Origin of the sequence: Amycolatopsis sp. lyj-346, from assembly GCF_046548975.1 — a bacterium.
Taxonomy (GTDB): domain Bacteria; phylum Actinomycetota; class Actinomycetes; order Mycobacteriales; family Pseudonocardiaceae; genus Amycolatopsis.
Map to the genome: position 1 here is coordinate 543,204 of NZ_JAJPWT010000002.1, position 25,862 is coordinate 569,065.

The 25,862-nt window shown below is 72.7% G+C and carries 22 protein-coding genes; 7 read left to right on the plus strand and 15 right to left on the minus strand.

Going from position 1 to position 25,862, the window contains the following annotated elements; translation table 11 throughout:
* Window positions 1–58 precede the first annotated feature (58 nt).
* A complete protein-coding gene (locus tag ACLJQE_RS08800) occupies window positions 59–994 on the plus strand; it encodes a ParA family protein (RefSeq protein ID WP_410638643.1) in 936 nt (311 codons plus the stop codon).
* Between the two features lie 79 nt (window positions 995–1,073).
* Here the strand turns inward: ACLJQE_RS08800 and hisG are convergent, their stop codons facing one another.
* Genes hisG through metH form a run of 6 tightly spaced genes read right to left on the minus strand, consistent with a single transcriptional unit; the run spans window position 1,074 to window position 8,586 of the window.
* Window positions 1,074–1,919, minus strand: coding sequence for an ATP phosphoribosyltransferase (gene hisG / locus ACLJQE_RS08805; RefSeq protein ID WP_410638644.1), 846 nt, complete (start codon window positions 1,917–1,919; stop codon window positions 1,074–1,076).
* 45 nt (window positions 1,920–1,964) lie between these two features.
* Window positions 1,965–2,228: a phosphoribosyl-ATP diphosphatase gene (locus ACLJQE_RS08810; protein ID WP_410638645.1), complete on the minus strand. Its 264-nt coding sequence runs from the start codon at window positions 2,226–2,228 to the stop codon at window positions 1,965–1,967.
* Window positions 2,212–2,814 carry a methylated-DNA--[protein]-cysteine S-methyltransferase gene (locus ACLJQE_RS08815; protein WP_410638646.1) on the minus strand — a complete coding sequence of 201 codons (603 nt, stop codon included), beginning with the start codon at window positions 2,812–2,814 and terminating at the stop codon, window positions 2,212–2,214. The genes ACLJQE_RS08810 and ACLJQE_RS08815 overlap by 17 nt, the downstream gene beginning before the upstream one ends.
* A gap of 19 nt (window positions 2,815–2,833) precedes the next feature.
* Window positions 2,834–4,297 carry an AlkA N-terminal domain-containing protein gene (locus ACLJQE_RS08820; protein ID WP_410638647.1) on the minus strand — a complete coding sequence of 488 codons (1,464 nt, stop codon included), beginning with the start codon at window positions 4,295–4,297 and terminating at the stop codon, window positions 2,834–2,836.
* 58 nt (window positions 4,298–4,355) lie between these two features.
* Window positions 4,356–4,988, minus strand: coding sequence for an HAD family hydrolase (locus ACLJQE_RS08825; protein ID WP_410639161.1), 633 nt, complete (start codon window positions 4,986–4,988; stop codon window positions 4,356–4,358).
* 43 nt (window positions 4,989–5,031) lie between these two features.
* Window positions 5,032–8,586: a methionine synthase gene (metH, locus tag ACLJQE_RS08830; RefSeq protein WP_410638648.1), complete on the minus strand. Its 3,555-nt coding sequence runs from the start codon at window positions 8,584–8,586 to the stop codon at window positions 5,032–5,034.
* A gap of 38 nt (window positions 8,587–8,624) precedes the next feature.
* On the opposite strand from metH, the gene ACLJQE_RS08835 reads away from it, so the two are divergent.
* Window positions 8,625–9,530 (plus strand): PAC2 family protein, encoded by a 906-nt coding sequence (locus ACLJQE_RS08835; RefSeq protein ID WP_410638649.1) that lies wholly within the window; start codon window positions 8,625–8,627, stop codon window positions 9,528–9,530.
* Window position 9,531: 1 nt separating this feature from the next.
* Here ACLJQE_RS08835 and ACLJQE_RS08840 read toward each other — a convergent pair whose 3' ends face one another.
* Window positions 9,532–10,467: a phosphotriesterase gene (locus tag ACLJQE_RS08840; RefSeq protein WP_410638650.1), complete on the minus strand. Its 936-nt coding sequence runs from the start codon at window positions 10,465–10,467 to the stop codon at window positions 9,532–9,534.
* Between the two features lie 38 nt (window positions 10,468–10,505).
* Between ACLJQE_RS08840 and ACLJQE_RS08845 the strand changes: the two genes are divergently transcribed.
* Window positions 10,506–11,051, plus strand: coding sequence for a CGNR zinc finger domain-containing protein (locus ACLJQE_RS08845; protein ID WP_410638651.1), 546 nt, complete (start codon window positions 10,506–10,508; stop codon window positions 11,049–11,051).
* Here the strand turns inward: ACLJQE_RS08845 and ACLJQE_RS08850 are convergent.
* Window positions 11,046–11,879 carry a metallophosphoesterase family protein gene (locus ACLJQE_RS08850; protein WP_410638652.1) on the minus strand — a complete coding sequence of 278 codons (834 nt, stop codon included), beginning with the start codon at window positions 11,877–11,879 and terminating at the stop codon, window positions 11,046–11,048. The two genes, ACLJQE_RS08845 and ACLJQE_RS08850, sit on opposite strands and share 6 nt — an antisense overlap.
* Complete coding sequence (locus tag ACLJQE_RS08855) at window positions 11,843–12,835, minus strand: helix-turn-helix domain-containing protein (protein ID WP_410638653.1); 993 nt, start codon at window positions 12,833–12,835, stop codon at window positions 11,843–11,845. Before ACLJQE_RS08855 ends, ACLJQE_RS08850 begins: the two co-directional genes overlap by 37 nt.
* Before the next feature lie 247 nt (window positions 12,836–13,082).
* Here ACLJQE_RS08855 and ACLJQE_RS08860 point away from each other — a divergent pair, with 247 nt between their 5' ends.
* Window positions 13,083–14,456 carry a serine hydrolase gene (locus ACLJQE_RS08860; RefSeq protein ID WP_410638654.1) on the plus strand — a complete coding sequence of 458 codons (1,374 nt, stop codon included), beginning with the start codon at window positions 13,083–13,085 and terminating at the stop codon, window positions 14,454–14,456.
* Here ACLJQE_RS08860 and ACLJQE_RS08865 read toward each other — a convergent pair.
* Complete coding sequence (locus ACLJQE_RS08865; RefSeq protein ID WP_410638655.1) at window positions 14,360–15,598, minus strand: MFS transporter; 1,239 nt, start codon at window positions 15,596–15,598, stop codon at window positions 14,360–14,362. The genes ACLJQE_RS08860 and ACLJQE_RS08865 overlap by 97 nt on opposite strands.
* The gene (locus tag ACLJQE_RS08870; protein WP_410638656.1) at window positions 15,595–16,182 is read right to left on the minus strand and encodes an ArsR/SmtB family transcription factor; all 588 of its coding nucleotides are present in this window, start codon (window positions 16,180–16,182) and stop codon (window positions 15,595–15,597) included. The genes ACLJQE_RS08865 and ACLJQE_RS08870 overlap by 4 nt, the downstream gene beginning before the upstream one ends.
* Before the next feature lie 146 nt (window positions 16,183–16,328).
* On the opposite strand from ACLJQE_RS08870, the gene ACLJQE_RS08875 reads away from it, so the two are divergent.
* Complete coding sequence (locus tag ACLJQE_RS08875) at window positions 16,329–16,808, plus strand: MarR family winged helix-turn-helix transcriptional regulator (RefSeq protein ID WP_410638657.1); 480 nt, start codon at window positions 16,329–16,331, stop codon at window positions 16,806–16,808.
* 154 nt (window positions 16,809–16,962) lie between these two features.
* Entirely contained in the window at window positions 16,963–18,594 is a 1,632-nt protein-coding gene (locus ACLJQE_RS08880; RefSeq protein WP_410638658.1) for an ABC-F family ATP-binding cassette domain-containing protein, read from the plus strand.
* Window positions 18,595–18,720: 126 nt separating this feature from the next.
* Here ACLJQE_RS08880 and mshC read toward each other — a convergent pair whose 3' ends face one another.
* Window positions 18,721–19,959 (minus strand): cysteine--1-D-myo-inosityl 2-amino-2-deoxy-alpha-D-glucopyranoside ligase, encoded by a 1,239-nt coding sequence (mshC, locus tag ACLJQE_RS08885; RefSeq protein ID WP_410638659.1) that lies wholly within the window; start codon window positions 19,957–19,959, stop codon window positions 18,721–18,723.
* A gap of 24 nt (window positions 19,960–19,983) precedes the next feature.
* On the minus strand, window positions 19,984–20,760 hold the full coding sequence (locus tag ACLJQE_RS08890; protein WP_410638660.1) for a MerR family transcriptional regulator: 777 nt from the start codon (window positions 20,758–20,760) through the stop codon (window positions 19,984–19,986).
* 53 nt (window positions 20,761–20,813) lie between these two features.
* Between ACLJQE_RS08890 and ACLJQE_RS08895 the strand changes: the two genes are divergently transcribed.
* Window positions 20,814–22,403 carry an amidohydrolase family protein gene (locus ACLJQE_RS08895; RefSeq protein WP_410638661.1) on the plus strand — a complete coding sequence of 530 codons (1,590 nt, stop codon included), beginning with the start codon at window positions 20,814–20,816 and terminating at the stop codon, window positions 22,401–22,403.
* Window positions 22,404–22,443: 40 nt separating this feature from the next.
* Here the strand turns inward: ACLJQE_RS08895 and ACLJQE_RS08900 are convergent, their stop codons facing one another.
* Both ACLJQE_RS08900 and ACLJQE_RS08905 read right to left on the minus strand, forming a co-directional pair.
* Window positions 22,444–24,405, minus strand: a complete 1,962-nt coding sequence (locus tag ACLJQE_RS08900; RefSeq protein ID WP_410638662.1) for a vWA domain-containing protein — start codon at window positions 24,403–24,405, stop codon at window positions 22,444–22,446.
* The gene (locus ACLJQE_RS08905; protein ID WP_410638663.1) at window positions 24,402–25,799 is read right to left on the minus strand and encodes an ATP-binding protein; all 1,398 of its coding nucleotides are present in this window, start codon (window positions 25,797–25,799) and stop codon (window positions 24,402–24,404) included. Before ACLJQE_RS08905 ends, ACLJQE_RS08900 begins: the two co-directional genes overlap by 4 nt.
* Window positions 25,800–25,862: the final 63 nt, after the last annotated feature.

The following is a 25,862-nucleotide window of genomic DNA, read 5'->3' on the forward strand; positions in this document are numbered from 1 at the left end:
ACAACGGGCCCGCATCCAATAACCTTCGCGGAACGACCGACTTGAGGAGCGCTCCGGCATGCAGATCACCTCGGTGGTCAACCAGAAAGGCGGGGTCGGCAAGACCTCACTGAGCGTCGGCACCGCGGCCGCACTGGCCGAGCGGGGCCGCCGGGTGCTGCTGGTCGACCTCGACCCGCAGGGCCACGCGACGACCGAGATGCTCGGGCTGTCCGAGGTGCCCGCGGACCAGCCGAGCCTGGCGAAGGCGCTGGCCAAGACGTGGAAGGGCCCGATCGAGGAACTCGTCGTCCCGCACCCGCGCAGCAACCTCGGCCGCGGCGGCGCGCTCGACGTCGTGCCGACGTCACCGGGGATGTTCGACCTGATCCGGCGGCTCGACTCGTTCCGCGTCCCCGGCTGGCAGCTCGCGCGGGTCATCCAGTTCGCCAACTACGACCACTGCGTCATCGACTGCCCGCCCGCGCTGGACGTGCTGACGAACAACGCGCTGGCGGCGTCGCACGGCATCCTGGTCCCGGTCCAGCCGGACAAGACGAGCATCCGCGCGCTGCGGCTCCTGTCCGACCAGGTCCGGTACGTCGAGCAAACAGTCGGTCGGCAGCCGCTGTCGTGGTTCGGCCTGGTGCCGAGCCTGTACCGGCGGCCGATCTCGCACTACGCGGCCGCGGCGCTGCAGGAGATGTACGACTTCGGCATCCCGATGCTGTCGCACCTGCCGCTGGGTGTGGTGATGAACGAGGCGGCGGCGCACGGCGTCCCGGTGACGACGTACGCGCCGGAGACGTTGCAGGCGCTGTCCTTCCGCGAGATCGCGGGCACGCTGGACAGCCACCTGGCGCAGAACCAGGCGCCCGCGGTGGTCCCGGCCGACGAGGAGTTCGTCTTCGAGGACTTCATCTCCGAGGTCGCGGTGGCGCGCAACGTCAACGACAACGGCGTCCGCAAGGGCCTGTACGACCTGCTGCCCAAGAAACCGAACCGCCCCCGGTAAACGCCATGAACGACTCGTTCATGGCGTGGGACGTCACGAACGAGTCGTTCACTTCATGCGGTGGGGCCGCGGCCGGCGGTCAGAGGCGGCAGGAGCGGATGTCGGAGGCCAGGATCGCCTTCGCGCCGACCTCGGCCAGCTCGTCCATGACGAGGTTGACCTTCTTGCGCGACACCATCGCCCGCACGGCCACCCAGTCGTCGTCCGCGAGCGGGGCCACCGTCGGCGACTCCAGGCCCGGCGTGATCGCGATCGCGCGCTCCACCAGTGTCCGCGGGCAGTCGTAGTCCAGCATCAGGTACTGCTGCGCGAACACGACCCCGCGCAGGCGCGCGGCCAGCTGCGTCTTCGGCTTGCTCTCCTCGGAGCCCTTCCGCTGCAGCAGCACCGCTTCCGACACGCAGATCGGGTCGCCGAACGCCACCAGGTTGTTCTGCCGCAGCGACCGGCCCGACTCGACGACGTCCGCGATCGCGTCCGCCACGCCGAGCTGGATCGAGATCTCCACCGCGCCGTCGAGGCGGATCACCTCGGCCTCGACGCCGTGGCGGGCGAGGTCGTCGCGGACCAGCCGCGGGTACGACGTCGCCAGCCGCTTGCCGTGCAGGTCCGCCGGCTGCCAGTCCCGGCCGGCCGGGGCGGCGTAGCGGAAGGTCGAGCCGCCGAAGCCGAGCGCCTGGACCTCCTCGACCGGGGCACCGGAGTCGAGCGCGAGGTCGCGACCGGTGATGCCGAGGTCGAGGTCGCCGGAGCCGACGTAGATCGCGATGTCCTTGGGCCGCAGGAAGAAGAACTCGACCTCGTTCACCGGGTCGAGCACGGTCAGGTCGCGCTGCTCATGCCGCTTGCGGTAGCCCGCCTCGCCGAGCATCTCCGTCGCCGCGGCGGCGAGGGCTCCCTTGTTCGGCACGGCAACACGCAGCATTTCGCTTCTCTCCTCGTGGTCAAGCGACGTTCTTCGAGCGACCCGTCACAGGTGGCGGTAGACGTCCTCGGTCGACAGGCCGCGGCCGAGCATCAGCACCTGCACCCGGTACAGCAGCTGGGAGATCTCCTCCGCCAGGCGCTCGTCGGACTCGTGCTCGGCGGCGATCCACACCTCGCCGGCTTCCTCCAGCACCTTCTTGCCCTGGGCGTGCACCCCGGCGTCGAGGGCGACGACGGTGCCGGAGCCGTCGGGACGGGTACGCGCGCGCTCGGCAAGCTCCGCGAACAGCTCATCGAAGGTCTTCACGGTCCGCGATCCTTCCATCCCGGACCCCGCCGCGCCGCCCCGCCCCGCCCCGGGTGCCGCCGATCTCACACCACGGTGGACCCGGTTCCCAAGACGTGGGATCAGAAGAGGGCCCCTGCTCGAAGTCGAGCAGGTAGCGCTTGCGCTCGAGCCCGCCGCCGTAGCCGGTCAGCGAACCGGTGGAGCCGACCACCCGGTGGCACGGCACGATGATGCTGATCGGGTTCTTGCCGTTGGCCAGCCCCACCGCGCGCGACGCCGCGGGCTTGCCGAGCCGGTCGGCCAGCTGGCCGTAGGAGATCGTCGCGCCGTAAGGGATCTTGCACAGCTCCGCCCAGACCAGCTGCTGGAACGGCGTGCCCGCGAAGGCCAGCGGCACCTCGAACTCGTGCCGCTGCCCGGCGAAGTACTCCTTCAGCTCGGTTTCGGCGCGGTCGAAGACGGCCGCGCCGGGGTCGTGCAAGCCGAAGGTCAGCTCGTCCGGGCGGTGGCGCTGGTCGACCATGTAGAGGCCGCAGAGCGCCGCACCCTCGGCGACCAGGGTCAACGGGCCGCACGGGCTGTCGACGACGGCATGGGTACGCATGGGACTTCCTTTCGAAGAGCTAAGCGGCGGGCATCCGGTTGATCGGGTGGTCACCGGTGGCCCACAGGTGCTGGGTGGCGTAGGCGCGCCAAGGACGCCACGCCGCGGACCGGGCGACGACGGCGGCCTGACCGCCGAGCCCGAGAGCCTCCGCCGCGTACTTGATACCGAGGTCGGTGGGGAGGAAGGCGTCCGGGTCGCCCAGCGCGCGCATCGCGATGCTCTCGACCGTCCACGGCCCGAAGCCGGGCAACGCGCTCAGCGCGGCGCGGGCCGCCTCCCAGTCGCTGCCCGCGCTGAGGTCGAGCCCGGCCGTCAACGCCACCACCAGTCCCAGCAGGGTCCGGCGACGGCTGCGCGGCATGGCCAGGGTCTCCGGATCGAGGGAGGCCAGCGCCTCGGGCGACGGGAACAGGTGGGACAGGCCGCCTTCGGGGTCGTCGACCGGTTCGCCGTGCGCGACGACGAGCCGGGCCGCGTGGGTCCGCGCCGCCGCCGTCGAAACCTGCTGCCCCAGCACGGCCCGCACGGCGAACTCGGCGCCGTCCACCGTGTGCGGGACGCGGCGGCCCGGCGCGGCGGCGACCAGCGGCGCGAGCAGCGGGTCCGTGGCGAGCTGGTCGTCGACGGCGACCGGGTCGGCGTCGAGGTCCAGCAGGCGGCGGCACCGGCTGGTGGCGGCGGGCAGGTCCCGGAGGTCGGCCAGGGTGAGCCGGCAGGCGATGTGGCCGTCCTCCGGGCGGAGCGCGACGACGCCGTGGCCGTGCGGCAGCCGCAGCGTCCGGCGGTAGGCGCCGTCCCGCCACTCCTCCACGCCCGGCACGCCGGTCGCCACGAGGTGCCCGAAGAGGTTGTCCGGGCACAGCGGCTTCCGGTAGGGCAGCCGCAGCACGAGCGCCCCGGCCGCGGCCTGCGGCGTGCCCTTCGCGCGGCTGCGCAGCTCCGTCGGGGAGAGGGCGAACACCTCGCGGACGGTGTCGTTGAACGTCCGGATGCTGCCGAACCCGGCGGCCAGTGCGAGCTCGGTCATCGGCAGGGTGGTCGTCTCGATCAGGGTCCGCGCGGTCTGCGCGCGCTGGGCCCGCGCCAGGGCCAGCGGACCGGCGCCGAGCTCGGCGAAGACCTGCCGTTCGACCTGCCGGACGCTGTAGCCGAGCCGGGCGGCGAGTCCGCTCACGCCTTCGGTGTCGACCACGCCGTCGGCGATCAGCCGCATCGCCCGCGCCACCAGGTCGGCGCGCTCGTTCCACAGCGGCGAGCCGGGGCTGGCGTCCGGGCGGCAGCGCTTGCAGGCCCGGAACCCGGCCTGCTGGGCGGCCGCGGCGCTCGGGTGGAAGGTCATGTTCCGCGGCTTGGGCGGCACCACCGGGCAGCTGGGCCGGCAGTAGATCTTCGTCGTCAGGACGGCGGTGTAGAACCACCCGTCGAACCGGGCGTCCTTCGCCTGCACGGCCCGCACGCACCGCTCGAAGTCCTCATGCACCGCCTCAGCATCGCGGACCCGGGCGACTCGGGCTAGCGAAAATGCGACATGGTGGTGCTCAGCCGAGCAGGGCCGCCAGTCCGGGCACGTCGATGCCCACGAGCGAGTCGCGGAACACCCGCCGCTCCCCCGCGTCGACCGGGACGTCGTTGGGGACGACCAGGACCGTGCAGCCCGCCGCGACCGCCGACGCCGTGCCCGGCGGCGAGTCCTCGACCGCGACGCACCGCTCAGGCGAGACGCCCAGCAGCTCGGCCGCCTTGAGGTACGGGCGCGGGTGCGGCTTGTTGAGGCCTTCGACCTCGTCGCCGCACACGGTGACGTCGAAGAAGTCCCGCCCGATCGTGTTCAGCGCCAGCTCGGTCAGGACGCGCTCGGTCGAGGTGACCAGCGCCGAGCGCACGCCCGCCTCGCGCACCGCGATCAGCGCCTCGCGGGCACCCGGGCGCCACGGCAGCTCGTCGTCGAACAACCCGGCCGTGCGGCGGCGGATCTCCGCACCCGTCGACGCGATCGCCTCGGGATTGACCGGACGGCCGACGACCTCGAGCAGGTACGCCGACGTGTCGTCCATGTTGGACCCGACGAGCGTCATCCGCTGTTCTTCGGTGAGCTTGCCGCCGAGCCACTCCGTCGTCTCGTAGAGGGCGACGTCCCACAGCTTCTCGGAATCGACCAGTGTGCCGTCCATGTCCCACAACACGGCGTCGAGTCCGTCCACAGTGGATTCTCCCTCAGGTGTTGAAGTACTTGGCTTCGGGGTGGTGGCAGACGATCGCGTCGGTCGACTGCTCGGGGTGCAGCTGGTACTCCTCGGACAGCTTGACGCCGATCCGGCCCGGCTCGAGCAGCGCGACGATCTTCGCCCGGTCCTCGAGATCGGGACAGGCGCCGTAGCCCAGTGAGAACCGTGCTCCACGGTAGCCGAGCTTGAAGAAGTCCTCGACGTCGTCGGGGTCCTCTGAGGCGACCGCCACACCGCCGGGGAAGGTGAGCTCCTGCCGGATGCGGCAGTGCCAGTACTCGGCCAGCGCCTCGGTCAGCTGGACGCCGAGGCCGTGGACTTCGAGGTAGTCGCGGTAGGCGTCGGCGGTGAACAGCTCGTTCGCGTAATCGGCGATGGGCTGGCCCATCGTGACGACGGTGAACGGCACGACGTCCACTTCGCCTGACTCGCGGGGCCGGTAGAAGTCGGCCAGGCAGAGCCGCCGGTCGCGGCGCTGCCGCGGGAAGGTGAAGCGCAGCCGCTCCGGTGCGCCGGGCGACGGCTCGGTGAGCACGACGAGGTCGTCGCCCTCGGCAACGCACGGGAAGTAGCCGTAGACGACGGCCGCGTGGGCCAGGACGCCGTCCGCGGTCAGCCGGTCGAGCCAGTACCGCAGCCGCGGCCGGCCTTCGGACTCGACCAGTTCGTCGTACGTCGGCCCGCTGCCGCCGCGGGCGCCCTTGAGCCCCCACTGGCCCATGAAGGTGGCGCGCTCGTCGAGCATCGCGGCGTAGTCGGCGAGCGCGACGCCCTTGACCACCCGCGAACCCCAGAACGGCGGGGACGGCAGCGGCACGTCGGTGGCGACGTCCGAGCGCGCGGGCAGCGGTCCCCCGAGGGCCTCCTCGTCGGCCTTGCGGGCTTTGCGCGCCTCGGCAATCCGCAGCGAGCGTTCGCGGCGTTCCTTGCGCTCCTGACGCTTCTGCTCCGCGTCGGCGTCCACCGGGGGCGATTCCCCGCGCTTGGCGGCCATGATCGCGTCCATCAGCCGCAGGCCCTCGAACGCGTCCCGCGCGTACCGGACGTCGCCGAGGTACAGCTCGCTCAGGTCGTTTTCCACATAGGACCGGGTCAGCGCGGCGCCGCCGAGCAGCACCGGCCAGCGCGCCGAGACACCCCGGGAGTTCATCTCCTGGAGGTTCTCCTTCATGATCACCGTGGACTTCACCAGCAGCCCGGACATCCCGATCGCGTCGGCGCCGTGCTCCCCGGCCGCGTCCAGGATGGTCGTGATCGGCTGCTTGATGCCCAGGTTGACGACCTCGTAGCCATTGTTGGACAGGATGATGTCGACGAGGTTCTTGCCGATGTCGTGCACGTCGCCTCGGACGGTGGCCAGCACGATCCGGCCCTTGCCCGCGTCGTCGCCGGACTCCATGTGCGGTTCCAGGTGCGCGACGGCCGCCTTCATCACTTCGGCGGACTGCAGCACGAACGGCAGCTGCATCTGCCCGGACCCGAACAACTCGCCGACGGTTTTCATGCCCGACAGCAGCGTGTCGTTGATGATCTGCAGGGCGGGCCGCTGCTCCAGCGCGGCGTCGAGGTCGTCGGTCAGCCCGGTGCGCTCGCCGTCGACGATCCGGCGTTCCAGCCGTTCGAACAGTGGCAGGGCGGCCAGCTCCTCGGCCCGCGACGCCTTCGACGACGCCGTGCTGACGCCCTCGAACAGGGCCATCAGCTCCTGCAGCGGGTCGTAGCCCTCGCGGCGGCGGTCGTGGATCAGGTCGAGGGCCACGGCGCGCTGGTCGTCCGGGATCCGGGCCATCGGCACGATCTTGGACGCGTGCACGATCGCGGTGTCGAGGCCGGCTTGGACGCACTCGTGCAGGAACACCGAGTTGAGCACCTGCCGCGCGGCCGGGTTGAGACCGAAGGAGATGTTCGACAGGCCGAGCGTGGTCTGCACCTCGGGGTGGCGGCGTTTGATCTCGCGGATGGCTTCGATCGTCTCGATGCCGTCGCGGCGCGACTCCTCCTGGCCGGTGGCGATGGTGAAGGTCAGCGCGTCGACGATGACGTCGGAGGTCCGCAGGCCCCAGTTCCCGGTGATGTCCTCGATCAGCCGCGTCGCGATGTCGGCCTTCTTCGCGGCGGTGCGAGCCTGGCCTTCTTCGTCGATGGTCAGCGCGACGACGGCGGCGCCGTACTCGCGCACCAGCTCCATGACCTGGGTGAAGCGGGACTCGGGCCCGTCGCCGTCCTCGTAGTTGACGGAGTTGACCGCGCACCGGCCGCCGAGCCGTTCCAGCCCGGCGCGCAGCACCGGGACCTCGGTGGAGTCGAGCATGATCGGCAACGTCGATGCCGTGGCCAGGCGGCCGGCGAGCTCGGCCATGTCCGCCGTGCCGTCGCGGCCGACGTAGTCGACGCACAGGTCGAGCAGGTGGGCGCCGTCGCGGGTCTGCTCGCGGGCGATCTCGACGCAGTCGTCCCAGCGGCCCTCCAGCATCGCGGTGCGGAAGGCCTTCGAGCCGTTGGCGTTGGTCCGCTCGCCGACCATCAGCACGCTGGCGTCCTGCTTGAACGGCACCGCCTGGTACAGGGACGACACGCCGGGCTCGGGCCGCGGCCGCCGCGGGACCGGCGGGGTGTCCGCCACCGCGGCGGCGAGCTGCCGGATGTGCTCGTCGGTGGTGCCGCAGCAGCCGCCGACGAGGCCGACGCCGAACTCGCGCACGAACCCGGTCAGCGCCTCGACCAGCGCTTCCGGGCCGAGTGGGTACACGGCGCCGTCCGGGCCGAGCTCCGGCAGGCCGGCGTTGGGCATCACCGACAGCGGCACCCTGGCGTGCTTGGCCAGCTGCCGCAGGTGCTCGCTCATCTCGGCCGGGCCGGTGGCGCAGTTGAGCCCGATGACGTCGATGCCGAGCGGCTCCAGCGCGGCCAGCGCCGCGCCGACCTCGGTCCCGAGCAGCATGGTGCCGGTGGTTTCGACCGTGATCGAAGCGAGGATCGGCACCTGCCTGCCTTCGGCGGCCATCGCCCGCTTGGCGCCGATGATCGACGCCTTCGTCTGGAGGATGTCCTGGGTGGTTTCGACGATCACCGCGTCGGCGCCGCCGGCCAGCAGACCCCGGACCTCCTCGCGGTAGGCGTCACGCAGCGTGGCGAACGGCGCGTGTCCCAGCGTCGGGAGCTTCGTGCCGGGCCCGATAGAGCCGAGCACGAACCGCGGGCGGTCGGGCGTCGCGAACTCGTCGGCGGTCTCGCGGGCCAGCCGCGCCCCGGCCTCGGCGAGCTCGAAGATCCGCTCGGTGATGTCGTACTCGGCGAAGTTGGCGAAATTGGCCCCGAAAGTGTTGGTTTCGACCGCGTCCGCGCCCGCTTCCAGGTACCCGCGGTGCACCGAGCGGACCACGTCCGGCCGGGTGACGTTGAGGATCTCGTTGCAGCCCTCGAGACCGCCGAAGTCGTCCAGGCTCAGGTCGTGGGCCTGCAGTGCGGTGCCCATCGCCCCGTCGGCCACCAGGACGCGCGAGCGCAGGGCATCGAGGAACGGCGACGACGGGCGTTCGGACATGCTGAACAGCCTAAGGCCGGTGGTCGTAGGCTGGTCCGGTGAGTGAGCCCGTCGACGAGACCCCGCGGCCGCCCGGCGGCCGCCCCGAACCCACCCGGCCTTTGATGGTCGTTGCCTTCGAAGGCTGGAACGACGCAGGTGACGCGGCCAGCCGGGCGGTCGAGCACCTGCAGCTGAACTGGGACGCCACCCCACTGGCGGAACTGGAGCCCGACGACTACTACGACTTCCAGGTCAGCCGCCCGACCGTCCGGATGGTGGACGGCGTCACTCGCCGGGTGGACTGGCCGACGACGCGGCTGTCGGTGTGCCGCCCCGACGGCTTCGACCGTGACGTGGTCCTCGTCCAGGGCCCCGAGCCCAACATGCGCTGGCGCGCGTTCTGCGGGGAGCTGCTGGAGCACATCCAGCAGCTCGACGTCGCGACGGTGGTGACGCTGGGGGCGCTGCTCGCCGACACCGCGCACACCCGCCCGGTCCCGGTCACCGGGACGGCGTACGACAAGGACACCGCGTCCCTGTACGGCCTCGACCTGAACAACTACCAGGGTCCGACCGGCATCGTCGGCATCCTGCAGGACTACTGCGTCCAAGCGGGCATCCCGGCCGTGTCGATCTGGGCCGCGGTGCCGCACTACGTGTCGCACCCGCCGTCCCCGAAGGCCACGCTGGCGCTGCTGCACAAGCTGGAGGACATCCTCGACGTCGAGATCCCCCTGGGCGCGCTGCCGGAGCAGTCCGAGGAGTGGCAGCGCACGGTCAGCGAGATGGCCGACGAGGACGAAGAGATCAGCGAGTACGTCCGCAGCCTCGAAGAGCGCGGCGACGCCCAGAGCGAGGTCGCCGAGCAGGACGTCAGCGGCGACAAGATCGCCGCCGAGTTCGAGCGCTACCTGCGCCGCCGCGGTCGTGGCGGCGGGCAGGAAGGCTTCGGCCTGCGCTGAGTCACGCGAGCCAGCTGGTGGCGAACGCCCGTGCGGGGTTCGCCACCAGCATGGCCGTGACGACGTCGCCGCCGAGCTGCTCGGTCAGCCGGGGCGCGAGCGTGGTGAGCAGGTAGGACGCGCCCGGCTGGTACCGGGCCGCGGCGGTCGTGGTGTCGCCGCCGAGGAGCAGCTGCCCGCCGTGCCCGGCCTCGACGAGCGCTTCGAGGCCGTCGAAGAGCCGCCAGTCGGTGGCGTGGTTGGCCCGCGACGGGCCGTCGAAGCCGAGGAACACGCCGGTCTCGGCGATCTCCCGCTGGATCCGCGGGTCCGGGTTGCGGTTGAGGTGCCCGAGGATCACCTGCTGCGGGGGCACGTCCAGCTTGCCGCAGAGCAGTTCGACCGTCTCCAGGCCCGCCGTGCCGAGTTCGAGGTGCACGGCGATCGGCGCGCCGGTCTCCTGGTGGGCGACCGCGGCGGCGGTCATCGTCAGCCGGGCGTGGGAGTCGATCGTGTGGAAGGCGCCGGCCACCTTGACCAGCCCGGCGCGCGGGCCGGTCCGCGGCTCGCCGGGCAGGTCGGCGGGCTGGGTTCCCTCGGTCAGGTCGGCGACGAACTCCCGCGCGAGGTTGTCGACGACGTGGCCGAGGACCGCCGGAGCGTAGTGCTCCGCGCGGTGCAGGCCGGCGGCCGCGACCACGTGCACGCCGAGCCGCTGCGAGATCGAGGCCAGCTCGCGGGTCCGCCGGGTCAGGCCGTACGGCGTCCACTGGACGAGCGCCGCCCCGCCCCGCACCTTGAAGTCGAGGAGTACTTCGGCGGCGTCGGCCGGGTCGTCGAGCTCCTGGCCCGGCAGCTGTTTCGAGGCGAAGAAGAGGTGGTCGTGCGAGTTCGTCACGCCCAGTTCGGCCGGATCGATGTCGCCCAGCACCGTGCGGACCTTGGGTTCCCCAGTCACGACCGCGAGTGTAACGGCTCAACCGTTACGATGGCGAGGTGTCCGAAGACTTCCGCCTCGACATGGGCGCACCCTGGCTGAACCTGCTCGCCACGCGCGGCCGCCACTTCGGGGCCCAGCCGGTCGAGCGGATCCCGACGCCCGCGCGGCTGAGCGAATGGCTCGCCCGGGTCGAGCTGACGCCGCTCGCCCCGGTCACGGACGCCGACCTGCGCACGGCCCACGAGCTCCGCGAGGCCCTCCGCGAACTCGCACTGGGCGTGATCGACGGGACTCCGCCGAGAGCCGGCCAGGCGAGCTCGCTGACGCCCTTCCTCAAGGCCGAGCCGGTCCACCTCGCCGCGCTCGACCGGCTGCACCGCAGCGCGCCCGCGACCGCCGCCGACGCGCTCGGCCGGCTGGCGCACCAAGCCGCGGACTGGCTCACCGGGCCACTGCGAGCGGACCTGCGGGCGTGCCCCGAGCAGGACTGCCGGGGTGTCTTCGCCGACCCGGGCGGCCGGCGGCGGTGGTGTCCCGCCCCCGCCTGCGCCAGCCGCGGCCGGGTCCGCGCGCTCAGGGAGCGGCGGCGCGGAGGATCATGACGGCCACAGGATCCGGCGCATCGGCACCGCGCCCCGGGCCCGCTTCCGCCACTCGCGCGGGTAACCCAGCGAGACCTCTTCGAACCGGACGCCGTCGGCCTCGGTGCTGCGCGGGATGTGCAGGTGACCGTAGACGGCGACCTCCGCGCGGTAGCGGACGTGCCAGTCCTCGGTCTTCGTCGTGCCGCACCACAGCGCGAACTCCGGCCAGTACAGCGGCGCCGTCGGGTGCCGGTGCAGCGGCCAGTGCGACATCAGGATCGTCCCGTGGTCCCCGGGAATCGCGTCGAGGCGTTCGGTGCTGACCTTCAGCCGGTCCGCGCACCACGCCTGCCGGCTGGGGTACGGGTCCGGGTGCAGGAAGTACTCGTCCGTGCAGACCACGCCGGCCTCGCGGGCCTGGCGCAGGGCCTCCTCCAGGGGCTTGCCCGCCGCGTCCGGGGTCCGCCAGCTGTAGTCGTAGAGCAGGAACAGCGGCGCGATCGTCAGCGGCCGCGGGCCGTGCCGCCAGACCGGGAACTCGTCCTCCGGCGTCAGGACGCCGATCTCGCGGCACTGCTCGACGAGGTACTCGTAGCGGGCCTGGCCCCGCAGCTGGCAGGGGTCGTTCTTCGTGGTCCACAGCTCGTGGTTGCCCGGCACCCAGACGACCTTCGCGAACCGGCTGCGCAGGGTCTTCAACGTCCCGATGGTGGCTTCGGCGAGCTCGGCGACGTCGCCGGCGACGAGCAGCCAGTCTTCGGGGGTTTCCGGGACGACCGAGTCGAGGATCGGGCCGTTGCCCTCGTGGGTCACGTGGAGGTCGCTGGTGGCGAAGAGGTGCGGCACCCCTCCACCGTAGCCACCGCGGCCGGGGAAGCTTCGCGAAACCTGCGGATCGCTTCCCGCTGGACCGGGCTCAGGCGGTCCGGTCTCGCCGTGAGCGTGACCGTCCCGGAGCCGGTTTCGTGCAGTTCCAGGGGGTCGGCGATGGCCGGACGGCGCCGGATCGCGTCGAGGGCCGCCACCGCCCGGTCGCGGGACCAGCCGAGGGCGGCGGCCAGCCCGTCCGGGGTCACCGGCCGGCCGGCGTGCACCAGGGCGGCGACCACGGTCAGTGCGTCGTACCCGGCGGCCTCCGCCAGGGTGCTGCCGCCCATCTGCTCGCTGAGCCGTCCGAAGAACCGGCCCATGCTCGCCAGCCGGGTGCCGGCGGTCGTGTCCGGCCCGAAGATCCCGATGCCCCGCTGCGCGACGGCCGCGATCCGGCCGTGGGCCCCGGTATCGGCCTGCCACGCGCGCAGCCAGACGTCGTCGTCGATCGTGTAGCGCTCTCGGCGCCCGCCCGGGTCCGGCCGTCGCCCGACCAGCTCCATGGCTTCGAGGGCGCCGATGGACTTGGACACCGAAGCCGGGCTGACCTGCAGCAACCCCACCAGCTCGGCCGCGGTCAGCCCGTCGTCGCCGGCGGTGAGCAGGCAGACGAACACGCGGGCGGTCATCCGGGGCAGCCCGGTGGCGGCCAGCAGGGCCGCGAACTCGTCGACGAACCCGCGCACCACCCCGGCGGGCTGCCCGGGCGGCGCACCCGGCCGGGGCGGCCTGCGGCGGCGGGCCCGCCGGACGGTGGATTCCTGCGCGAGGCCGGGCCGGTATTCGCCGGACGTGCTGTTGCGGGCCACCTCCCGGCTGATCGTGGACGTCGGACGGCCGAGCCGCCGTCCGATCTCGGCGAACCCGAGCCCGTCGGCGAGCCAGCTCGCGATGCGGCGGCGGTCGTCGAGGGTCAGCCTGCCTCCGGGCACCGGACCCTCCTCCCTGTGCGTTCATCGACAGTGCAGTGCAACGGCTCGTTGCGTTCGTCATCAGCGCTGTTGCAATTTTTTGCCGGTCTACCAGGCATTATGGTCTCATCCTCGGTGACCGAACTGCAAACGCAACGTAGCTTTTCCGCATGAGGAAAGAGAAGACACACGTGCTGGCCGTCTCGCTGGCGGTCGCGAGCAAGGACGGCACCAGGGCCGAGGCCACGAACGCGGTCGGGCTCGCCCGATGACAATCCGGGACCGGGTGGCGGCCCTGCTGACCGGGTACGGCATCCCGAGCGCCGCGATCGGCGTGCTCCGCGACGGCGAAATCACCGAGTTCGCGGTCGGCGTCAAGAACGTCGAGACCGCCGAACCGGCGACCACGGACACGGTCTACCAGTGCGGCTCCATGACGAAGACGTGGACCGCACTGGCCTTCCTGCAACTGGCCGACGAGGGCAAAGCGGACCTGGACGAGCCGATCCGGACCTACCTGCCGGAGTTCTCGGTGGCCGATCCGGAGACGACCGCGAAGGTCACCGCCCGGCACCTGCTCAACCACACCAACGGCATCGAAGAAGCCTTCGGCGACCCCGGCGAAGACGACGACATCCACGAGCGCATGGTCGAAAACATCGCCGGCGCGCCGCAGGTCTTCCCGCTGGGCCACACCCACGGCTACAGCGCGGCGCTCGGTTACGCGATCCTCGCGCGGGTCGTGGAGGTGCTCGACGGCAAGCGCTGGGACGACGTCCTGCGGGACCGGCTCTTCACTCCCCTGGGCCTGACCGGCACGAACAGCCGCCCCGAGCGGGTGGACGAGACCCGCGCCGCGACCGGGCACCTGATCCGCTCCCCGGCCGAAGGTCCCTTCGTCACGCCGATCGACTACTTGCCGAGGGCGTTCGGCGCCGGCGGCGGCATCACCTCGACGGTCCGCGACGTGCTCACGATGGCGCACGTCCTGCTGAACGCCGGAACGGCGCCGGACGGCAGGCGGATCGTGTCGGCGGCGAGCGTCCGGGAGATGATGCGGTCACGGGTTCCGGTCCCGGACCCGTACATGTTCGGGCCGGAGTGGGCGCTCGGCCTGATCGTCTGCGACTGGTCCGGCGAGACCGTCTATGCCACGGACGGCAGCACGATCGGCCAGAACGCCCGGCTGCGGATCCTGCCGGACTCGAACACCGCCGTCGTCGTGCTGACGAACGGCGGCCCGCGGGAAAGCTTCGCGCGCGAGGTGTTCCGCGAGATCCTGGGCACCGTACCGGAGCTGCCAAAGCCGGATCCGGCCCTGAAGCTCGACCTGCCGAGGTACGAGGGCGTGTACGAGCGGCCGGGCACCCGGTACGAGGTGTCCGCCGACGGCGGGGCCCTGTTCCTGACGCTGGACCTCGACCCGATGCAGGCGGAGTTCCTGGGAAAGCCGGCGCGGCTGAGGTACGAACTGCTGCCGGTGAGCCCGACGCACTTCCTGATGCCCTCGGCCGATCCGCTGGAAGACACCCAGACGGTCGCGATCTACGACTTCGCCGACGGGGCCGCCCGGTACCTCCACACCAACTGCCGGGTGCACCCGCGGCGCGGCAGCAGCATCAGCACCCCGGCGAGGACGTAGCCGCCGGCCTGGACGTTCAGCAGCACGGCGGGCCCGGTCGTCGCGACGAGCGTGCCCGCCAGCAGCGCGCCGGCCGTCGTGCAGGTGGCCACGGCGGCGAACGTCGTGCTCAGCACCCGCCCGGCGCGCTCGGGCGCGACCGCGTGCTGGATCTCCGACAGCACCCCGGCGCCGACGACCACGCCCGGCGCACCGGCCACGACGAACAGCCCGACGTACACGCCCAGCGCCGTCGTGACCGGCGCGAGGTTCCAGATCACCGCCGACACCAGGCCGAGCGCGAGGGCGCCCCAGCCGAGCAGCGCGGCCGGCGCGACCCGCCGCGCCACGGTGGCCAAGGCGAACCCGGCCGCCAGCCCGCCGAGGGCCTGCACGCCCCGCAGCAGGCCGGCGTCGGCTTCGCTGCCGCCCAGCACGTCCAGGACGTAGACCACGAAGAGCACCAAGAACATGCCCTGCGCCAACGACGTGAACACCAGCGCGAGCCCGGTGCGGCGCAGGCGCCGGTTGCGGGTCAGCTCGCGCAGACCGTCGAGCCAGGCCTGCACCACCGGTTCCCGCGCGGGCGCCGCCGGCGGCGCGGTGACCCGGCGGAACGGCTTGGCCAGCAGGGCCGCCGCCACCACGAGGACGGCCAGGTAGCCGAGGACGACGTCGGCGAGCCCGCCGAAGCCGAGCAGGGCACCGCCCGCCCAGCCGCCGGCCAGCCGGGCGACGCTGCCGTTCACGCTCATCAGGCCGTTCGCCGCGGTCACGTCCGCGACGCCGACGAGCTCCGGCACGAGCGCGTTGCGCGCGGGTTCGAACACCGACGCCAGCGCCGCCTGGGCGGCCATCACCGCGTACACCACGGTGACGCCGGGCTCGGCCAGCAGCGGCAGCGCCACGACGGCGAGCCCGGCGCAGACGCCGAACAGCACCGCGCGGCGGTTCCACCGGTCGGCGACGACCCCGGCCACCGGGCTCAGCAGCACCGCGGGCAGCAGGCCGAGCACGATGCTCAGCGCCGTCGTGGCGGCGGAGCCCGTCCGCTGGAAGACGTGGAGCGGCAACGCCACCTGCAGCATCCACTCGGCCGTCTCGCCGAAGAACGCGGCCACCCACAGCCGCGCGAACGCCGGAACCCCCAGCAGCTGCCTCATTCCTCCGCCTTCCCCGAGTGTTCGATGCGCGGGAACGCCCGCAGGCCGACGTGCACCGGCCGCGCGCCGGCCGGGGCGTCGGTCCGGATGGCGCCGATGTACGGGCGGACCAGCGCGTCGATCGCTTCGGTCAGCCGGGTCAGCTCCGCCGGGGTGACGCGCAGGGCGTAGGTCGACAGCCCGGTCGCGGCGCGCCAGGCCGGGTCGAGGTCGTCGAGGGAGTCCAGGTACCGCTGGGTCAGCTCCTGCTCGTGGGTCAGGGTCGCGCCGACCACGCCCAGCTGGGCGGCCCGGTGTGCCGGGTCGTCGGCCAGGTCCCCCAGCTCCAGGCCGACCTGCCGGGCGCGCCACGGGCGTTCCCGGCCGTCCTCGGCGTCGGCTCGCTCGACCAGGCCGTACTGGGCGAGCTGGCGCAGGTGCCAGCTGCAGTTGGACGCGGTCGAGCCGACGGCCTCGGCGCACTCGCTCGCGGTCCGCGGGCCGACGGCGGTCAGGTGGTTCAGCAGCGCCGACCGCAGCGGGTGCGCCAGTGCCCGCAGCAGCTCGACGTCTTCGATCCGCTTGCGCGGCGGCAGCCCGGCCATCGGTGGTCCAATCTGAAAGAAGTGTTTCGAAAGTGCTCTTTCAGAGTTGATCCCGCCTGCGGATTTGTCAAGCGGCTCCGCTATCGTTTGCGGGGCAGTGACTGCGCGGAGCAGTGACCGCGTCGTGACCCGACCTTGGATGGACGTTGCCCGACCAGCGCGAACTCGCCACCGCCGCCGCCCTCGCCCTCCCCCGCTTCGTGGGTTCGACCGCGCTCTTCCACGCGGCGGTCGCCGAACGGATGGGTGTCACCCCGACCGAGCTGCACTGCCTGCACCTGCTCCACGGCGGCGTCAGCGACTCCCCGTCGGAACTCGCCCGGCTGCTCGGGATGAGCACGGGCGCGTTCACCCGGCTGCTCGACCGGATGGCCCGGCACCGGCTCGCCGAGCGCGCCCCCGATCCCGCGGACCGCCGCCGGCTGGTCGTGCGGCCACTGCCCGACCGGATGGCCGAACTCGCCGAGCTGTACGCGCCGATGGCCCGGTTCGTCGGCGAGCGCCTCGCCCGGTTCGACCGTCGTCAGCTGACGGCCCTGCTGGAGTTCCTCACCGACGGGACCGCGGCAGCCGAACGGTCGACGGCCGACCTCCCGGACGTGACCCAGGTCATAACGGTTGACTAACTCTACGGTTGTTGCGTTAACCTGGCTCCACTATGAGGAACTGAACCGCGCCCATCCCGCTTCCGAGGCGGCCCCCGGTCGAGCCTGACGCTCCCGGCGGCCACGACGCCCGGCGGGATTTCCGCTTTCTTCCCCCAGGGCTCGGTGATCGCACATGTCCACCCTTTTTCCCTTGCAGGCCAAGGACGTCGTCTTCGGCTACGGCACCCGCGTCGTCCTCGACGGCGTCTCGCTGACCGCGTCGGCCGGGCAGCGGCTCGGCCTGGTCGGCGAGAACGGCACCGGCAAGTCCACCCTGCTGCGCCTGCTGGCCGGGCTGGAAGAGCCTCGCTCCGGCGAGGTGCTGCGCGGCCCGGACGTCGGGTTCCTGCTGCAGGAACTGCCCCATCCGATGGACGCCACCTTCGCCACCGTGCTCGACGACGCGCTCGCCGAGATCCGGGCCGCCACGACCCGGCTCGACGAGCTGACCGCGGCCATGACCGACCGGCCCGACGACGCGGACGTGCTCGAGGAGTACGGCCGGGTGCTGGAGTGGGCCCAGGCCCACGACCTCTGGGACGCCGACCGACGCGCGAAGCTCGTCTGCGACGGGCTCGGTCTCGGCGGCGTCGAACCGGACCGGCGGCTCGGCACGCTGTCGGGCGGCCAGCGCTCCCGGCTCGGCCTGGCCGCGCTGCTGATCCGGCAGCCGCAGACGCTCCTGCTCGACGAGCCGACCAACCACCTCGACGACTCGGCGATGGAGTTCCTGGAACGCCACCTCACCGAACTGACCGGGATCGTGGTGCTGTCCTCGCACGACCGGGTGTTCCTCGACGCCGTCTGCACCGACATCGTCGACCTCGACCCGGCGGCGGCCGACCGCCAGGCCGGCGGCGCGGTCCGCTACGGCGGCAGTTACACCGATTACCTCGGCCACAAGAAGGCCGAGCGGGCACGCTGGGAACAGCGTTACGCCGACGAGCAGGAAGAACTGAAGGAGCTGCGGGAAACCGCCGCGGTCACGGCGCGGAACGTCGCCTCCGGCCGCGGGCCTCGCGACAACGACAAGTTCATCCACCACTTCAAGGGCGCCCGCGTCCAGAAGACGATCTCGCGGCGGGTCCGCGACGCCGAGCAGCGCCTGGAGCACCTGGAGCGCGACCAGGTGCGCAAACCACCGGCACCGTTGCGGTTCAAGGCGGAGCTCACCGGCCGGGCGACCGGCAACGGCCCGGCGATCTCGGTGCGCTCACTCGAAGTCCCCGGACGCCTGCGGCTGCCCCGGCTCGACGTCGACGGCTCGGCCCGGCTGCTCGTCACCGGCGGGAACGGCGCCGGCAAGTCGACGCTGCTCTCGGTACTGGCCGGACGGCTCGCCCCCGCGGCCGGAACGGTCCACTTCGGACACGGCGTGCGGGTCGGGCTGCTGGAGCAGGACGTGGTGTTCGCCGAGCCGGAACGCAACGCGGCCCGGGTCTACCGGGACGCGCTCGGCGAGGACGCACCCCCGCTGAGCGGGCTCGGCCTGCTGGCGTCACGGGATCTGCGGCAGCCGGTGGGTGCGCTGTCGGTCGGCCAGCGGCGGCGGCTGGCGCTGGCGATCCTGCTCGCCGACCCGCCGGACGTGCTCCTGCTCGACGAGCCGACGAACCACATCTCGCTGACCCTGGCCGAAGAGCTGTTCGCGGCCCTGGAAACGGCACTGGGCGCGGTCGTCATCGCCTCCCACGACCGCTGGCTGCGCCGCGACTGGCCAGGCGACCACCTGGCCCTCGCCCACGGCCATCCCGTCGCCGCATAGCCCGTTCCGCACACGAGTGCGGCACTTTCACGCGAAAGTGCCCATCTCGCATCTTTCCCAGGGAAAGTGACGACCTCCGCCGGGTCAGAAGGGGGCACTTTCACGCGAAAGTGCCCCCTCTCGTCGTCAGAGGGTGATGCCGAGGAGGGCGTCGACGGCGTCGCGGATCAGGGCCGGGGCCGTCGGGTCGGTACCGTCGCGGCGCAGGGCCTCGTTCGCCCACGCGTCGATCGCCGCCAGGGCCTTCGGCGTGTCGAGGTCGTCGGAGAGGTGGTCGCGCAGCCGCGTGACGGTGTCCGCCGCCGCCGGTCCGGTGGCCAGTGAGACGGCTTCCCGCCAGCGCGCGAGCCGGGTTTCGGCGTCCGCCAGCAGCTGTGCCGTCCAGGGGCGGTCGTCGCGGTAGTGGCCGGCGAACAGCGCCAGCCGGATCGCGCCCGGATCGACCCGGTCGGCACGCAGGCGCGAGACGAACACGAGGTTCCCCCGCGACTTCGACATCTTCTCGCCGTCGAGGCCGATCATGCCCGCGTGCACGTAGTGGCGGGCGAACTGACCGTCCTTCGCGACGGCCTCGGCGTGCGCCGCGCTGTACTCGTGGTGCGGGAAGATCAGGTCCGAGCCGCCACCCTGGAGGTCGAACCCGAGGCCCAGCCGGTTGACCGCGATCGCACTGCATTCGATGTGCCAGCCGGGGCGGCCCGGGCCGAGCTCGGACTCCCAGGACGGCTCGCCTTCGCGGGCCACGCGCCACAGCAGCGCGTCCAGCGGGTGACGCTTGCCGGCCCGGTCGGGGTCGCCGCCGCGTTCGGCGAAGTACTTCGCCATCGTCTCGGCGTCGTAGTTCGATTCGTAGCCGAACTTCCCGGTCGCCGTGTGGTCGAAGTAGACGTCGGGGAACTCCGGGTCGTCCGCGCGGTACGCGGCGCCGTTGGCCAGCAGTTTCGCGATGACCTCGACGATCTCCGGGATGCTCTCGACGGCGCCGACGAACTGCTTCGGCGGGAGCACGCGCAGCGCGGTCATGTCCTCGCGGAACAGCGCCGTCTCGCGCATGCCCAGCACGACCCAGTCGTCCTGGTCGCGCGTGGCGCGTTCCAGCAGCGGCTCGTCGATGTCGGTGACGTTCTGCACGTAGTGGACGTCGTGCCCGTTGTCCCGCCAGATGCGGTTCACCAGGTCGAAGGCCAGGTACGTCGCGGCGTGCCCCAGGTGCGTCGCGTCGTACGGCGTGATGCCGCAGACGTACATCCGGGCGGTGGCGCCGGGCGCGGTCGGGCGGATCTGCCCGGTGGCCGTGTCGTGGAGCCGCAGCGGGCGGGGGGTGCCGGGGATGCGGGGCACGTCGACCGATGACCAAGTCTGCATACCTCGACTGTAAGGGCTGGTGCGTCACGCCTTCCCGAGCGGTGGGACGAGCCTCACGCGCGCGTACGCTTCGATCGCCCGAGCCAGCCACGCCGGGAGCGCGGGATCGGCCCGCTCGGCCAGCGCCCGTTGGCGGGGATCGGTCAGGTACAGCCCGCCCATCGCCGCGTAGGCCGGGGCGGTCGGCTGCCAGAAGTGGCTCACGGACTCGTAGTGCTCGGCGACGGCGTCGAGCGCGGCGGGGTCTTCCGGCGCGGCACCGGAGCGCATGACGGCGGCCAGCCGCCGGAACAGCGCCGCGCTCCGGGCGGCGGCGTGCTCGTAGTCCGCGGCGGTGAGCCCCTCCTGGGCGGCCTGGGCGGTGTCGAACGCCACGGCGGCGCCCTCGCCGAACGTCTCGCGGTAGTTCTGCCGCATCGCGGCGCCGTCCTTGCGCAATCCGGCGAAGAACCGGTCCGGGTCGTCGATCCGGGCGCGGCCGAGGTCGGCGATCGTCTCCTCGACGGTGGCGATGACCCGGTCGAGGCGGCGCCGCTCCTCCTCGAGCTGGGCCAGGTGCCCCCGCAGCGCGGCCGCTTCTTCGACCTGGTCGCCCAGCACGGCGCCGATCTCGGCCAGGCCGAGCCCGAGCCGGCGCAGCAGCAGGATGCGCTGCAGGCGCAGCAGTTCGAGCCGGCCGTACCAGCGGTAGCCGTTCGCCGCCACCGAAGCCGGGGTCAGCAGGCCGATCGCGTCGTAGTGGCGCAGCATCCGCGCCGAGACGCCGGACGCCTTCGCGACCTGGCTGATCGAGTACTGCATCCCTTCAGCTTGAAGTTGACCTTGACACTGTGTCAACTTTTATCGTGGGCGCGGTGACCACGACCATCACCGGCGCCCGCGTCTTCGACGGCGAGCGCCTCACCGACCACACCGCGGTCCGGATCGCGCACGGCCGCATCACCGCGGTCGGCGACGACACCCTGCGCCGGCCCGGCGACGAGCACGTCGACGCCCGCGGCGGCACCCTGCTCCCCGGGCTGATCGACGCCCACGTGCACCTGCTGCCCGGCGCACCGCGGCAGGCGCTCACGTTCGGCGTCACGACCGTGCTGGACATGTTCAGCAAGCCGGACACGGTCCGGGACGCCCTGGCGCGCGCGGCGGAACCGGACTGCGCGGACGTGCGGTCGTCCAGCGTCGGGGCCACGGCACCCGGCGGACACCCCAGCCTGATGTACGCGCCTTTCCCGTACGTGACCGGACCGCGGGACGCCGAGCGGTTCGTCGCCGACCGCGTCGCCGAAGGTGCGACGCACCTGAAGGTGCTCTACGACGACGGCACCGGCGGGCCGATGCCGATGCCGTCACTGGACGTGCCGACGATCGCCGCACTGGCCGAAGCCGCGCACCGGGCGGGCCTCGTCGTCGCGGCGCACGTGTCGACCGCGCGCGGGGCGGTGGACCTGCTGGCCACCGGGGTGGACGTGCTCGCGCACGTCCCGTTCGACGCACTGGCCGGCCGCCAGGTCGCCGCCGTCGCCGCGGCCGGGGTCGCGGTGATCTCGACGCTGTCGGTGGCCGACGGCTTTCCCGGCGGCTCGCTGCTCGCCGAGCCCGCGCTCGCCGGCCGCCTGGGTCCGGCGTGGTGTGCGGTGCTCGAACGGCAGGCGCAGCGGTGGCTCCCGCCGCAGCTCCCGGATTTCACGGTGGCGCGGGCCAACGCCCGGCTGCTGCACGAGGCCGGCGTGCCGCTGCTGGCCGGGACGGACGCGCCGAACCCGGGCACCGTCCACGGCGCGAGCCTGCACCGCGAGCTGGGGTACCTGGTGGCGGCGGGGTGCTCGCCGCCGTCGGCGCTCACCGCGGCGACCGCCCGTCCCGCCGATGCGTTCGGGCTGGCCGACCGCGGCCGGATCCGGCCCGGGCTGCGCGCGGATCTCGTTCTGGTCGACGGCCGCCCGGACGAGGACATCACCGCGACGCAGCGGCTCACCGCGGTGTGGAAGCAGGGGGTCCGCACCGATCCGGCCGGTTACGTCGGCTCGGCCGACGAGCAGGCCGGGCTGGCCGCCCTGGAGGCGCAAACCGAGAAGGTGATCGCCGCCGTCCGCGACGGGCTGGGCGTGCCGCCGATCGACGTCCGGCGGGAGGAGGACGGCGAGCTCCTCGGCCACCTCCGGCTCACCGGAGCGGGCTGGGAGCCGGTCACCGTGTTCCACGCGGCACTCGCCGAGCCGACGAGCCGCGAGGAAGCCGAGGAGGTCGTCCGCCGCACCGGCCTTTCCTGCCTCGCCGACCCGTGGTGGGTCGAAGAGACGCCGGGCCGGTGGACGGAGGCGCGGATCCAGGAAGCGCACCCGGACCGCCTGCGGGTGCGGTGGACGGACCCGCTCGCCGGCCAGCCCGCGCACGGCCGGTGGATCGACCCGCGGCAGGTGCGCGTCCGGCGGCACCGCCGGTGAGCGGACGCTCCCGCCGGCGGTGCGAGAGCGTCCGGGCCGGTCACCGCCGGGTGCGCAGGTAGTCCCCCACCACGGCCGCACCGAGGCCGTCCAGGTCCGGCGCGATCACCCGGCCGCCCGACCGGCGGGCGATCAGGTCCACGAAGGAGGTCAGCCGCGGGTCGTCGCCCAGGCGGAACACCGAGATCGACGCACCCAGCTTGGCCAGGCGGTCCACTTCGGACAGTGTCTTGTGGAGGGTACGGGGCTGCGGCGGGTAGTCGAAGACCGCCTCGCCGTCCGGTTCGAGGTGCGCCGTCGGCTCGCCGTCGGTGACCACCAGCACCACCGGCTGGGCGTCCGGGTGCCGCCGCAGGTGCTGCCCGGCGAGCAGCAGCCCGTGGTGGGCGTTGGTGCCCTGCTCCCACGCACCCTCCAGGCCGACCAGCTCCGGCAGCTCCACCGACTGGGCGTAGCGGCCGAACGTGATCAGCTGCAGGGCGTCGTTGCGGAAGCGGGTGCTGATCAGCTGGTGCAGGGCCAGTGCCGTGCGCTTCATCGGCAGCCAGCGCCCTTCCTGCACCATCGACCACGACGTGTCGACCAGCAGCGCCACCGCCGCGCGGGAGCGGTGCTCGGTCTCGACCACCTCGACGTCCTCGACGTCGAGGCGCACCCGCCGCTCCCCTGCCGACACCGACCTCAGCACCGCATTGCGGATGGTCCGCGGCACGTCCCAGGGCTGCATGTCCCCGAACCGCCACGGCCGGGACGCACCGGTGGGCTCGCCCGCCGCGCCCGCCGACTCGGTCTCGCGTTCGCCGGTCTTGCCGCGCAACGCGTTCACGATGTCCGACAGCGCCGTCTCGCCGAGGCGCCGCAACGCCTTGGGCGACAACCGGAGCGAGCCGTCGGCGGCGCGTTCGAACAGGCCCTGCCGGCGCAGCTCGCGCTCCAGTTCGGCCAGCCGGCGGGCGTCGACGCCCGCGTCCTTGCCGAGCTGCTGTTCGAGGGCCTCCAGGTCGATGTCCTCCAGCCGCGCGCCGGGGTAGGACTGGCCGAGCTGCTCGGCCAGCGCGTCGAGCTCGGCGAGGTCCGCCATGGCCTGCGCGCCTTCGCCCATGCCCAGCGGGTTGTTGCCGCGGAAGCGCGCCGAACCGGTCCAGTCCTCACCCGGCCGCGCCGCCCGCAGCTGACCGTCCAACCGGGACAGCTGCTGGGCCAGGCGCGGGTCGCCGAAGGCCTGCTGGGTCAGCTCGGCGAGTTCCGCGCGCTGCTCGGCCGACATCGAGTTCAGCATGCGCTGGGCGGCCGCCGACCGTTCGGCGAGCGCGTCGATCAGCTCCTCGACGTTCCGCGGGTTCTCCGGGAAGAACTCGCCGTGCTTGCCCATGAAGTCTTCGAAGCGCTGCTGGATGTCCTCGGCTCCGCGCGCGTGCGCCTCGAGGAGGTCGTTGAGGTCGCCGAGCATCGCGTTGATCCGCTCGACGTCCTCGGGCCCGGCGTTCTGCAGCGCCTGCTTCATGCCCTGGAACCGGGAGTCCATCAGCTCCTGGCCCAGCAGGTCCCGGATCTGCCGGTAGTTCTCGCGGCCCTGTTCGGAGCGCCAGTCGTAGTTCGCGAGCTCGTTGACCGCCGCGGCCGTGCCCGGCGGCAGCGCGTCGAGCTGGGTCTCCCGGAACCGGGCGTCGTCGTCCGGGTCCGGGAACAGCTCGCGCCGTTCGGCGTCGAGGGCCTCCTGCAGCAGGCGCTGGACCTCCTGGAGGGTGCCGTCGAGCCGGTTGCGCCGCTGGATCTGCGAGCGACGCTGCCAGAGTCGGCGAGTGAGCTCGTCGAGGCCCGCGGTGCGGTTCGTGCCGCGCCGGAGCAGCTCCTCCAGCGCGGACCGCGGCGACGCCCCGGCCATGACGTCGCGGCCGATCTCGTCGAGCGCGTCACGCAGGTCGGCCGGCGGCGCGAGCGGGTCCGGCCCGTCGTGCCACGGGCCGTAGGAGTAGCCGTCGGGAAGCGGGACCGCGGTCATCGGCCGTAGACGGTCGTCGCGTCGTCGGAGTCCTTGGCGAGCCTTCGCGACAGGAACAGCGATTCGAGCGCGAGTTCGACGGCGGCCGCGATCCGCCCGGCGGGCTCGTCGGCGGCGACCCCGGCCCGCTGGGCGACCTCGTGCAGCACCGGCAGCTCCGGCAGGGCTTCCAGGACGTCCTTGCCCGGCACGCGCTCGCCGGTGGCGACCAGGTGGCCATCGGCGACCGCGTCGGCCAGCGGCCGCAGGTCGAGCCCGGCGAACCGGTCACGCGCGGTTTCCGCGATCGCCAGGCGCAGCAGGTGGACGAGGTGCTCGATCTCGCGGCCCTCTTCGCCGGGCTCGAACTCGATCTTGCCGCGCAGCACCGACGGCACCGCGTCGAGGTCGACCGGGCGCGCCACCGCGGGCTCCTCCCCCGTCAGCGCCGAGCGCCGCAGGGCCGCGGCCGCCACGGTCTCCGCCGCGGCGACGGCGAACCGCGCCGAGACGCCGGAACGCTGGTCGACGACCGTCGATTCGCGGAGGTTCCGGACGAACCGGGCGATGACCTCCAGCAGCGGCTCGCCGACCTCGGCGACGAGGTTGGCCTCCTGCCGGACGACCGCCACTTCCGCTTCCACGTCCAAGGGGTAGTGGGTGCGGATTTCGGCGCCGAAGCGGTCCTTGAGCGGGGTGATGATCCGGCCGCGGTTGGTGTAGTCCTCGGGGTTCGCGGTGGCCACGAGCAGCACGTCCAGTGGCAGCCGCAGCGTGTAGCCGCGCACCTGGATGTCGCGCTCCTCCATCACGTTCAGCAGCGCGACCTGGATGCGCTCGGCCAGGTCGGGCAGCTCGTTGATGGCGACGATGCCGCGGTGGGCACGCGGGACGAGACCGAAGTGGATGGTCTCCGGGTCACCGAGGCTGCGGCCTTCGGCGACCTTCACCGGGTCGACGTCCCCGATCAGGTCGCCGACGGAGGTGTCCGGCGTGGCGAGCTTCTCGGTGTAGCGCTCGGAGCGGTGGCGCCAGGCCACCGGCAGGTCGTCGCCGAGCTCGGCGGCCCGCCGGATCGACGCCGGCGTGATCGGCTGCAGCGGGTGTTCGCCCAGCTCCGAGCCTTCGATGACGGGCGTCCACTCGTCGAGCAGGCCGGCGAGGGTGCGCAGCAGGCGGGTCTTGCCCTGACCGCGTTCGCCGAGCAGGACGACGTCGTGGCCGGCCAGCAGCGCGCGCTCCAGTTGCGGCAGCACGGTGCGGGAGAACCCGACGATGCCGGGCCAGGCGTCTTCGCCGTTCCTGAGGGCGGTCAGCAGGTTGTCGTGGATCTCTCGGGCGATCGGGCGCGGTTCGTACCCGGCCGCGCGCAGGGCCCCGGCGGTGCGGGGAAGAGCGTCTGGAACAGCGTTCACCCGGTCGACGCTACTGCCGGATCGGCGGTCCGTCGACGTGGAGCGGCTCCAGCGTGGGCGCGC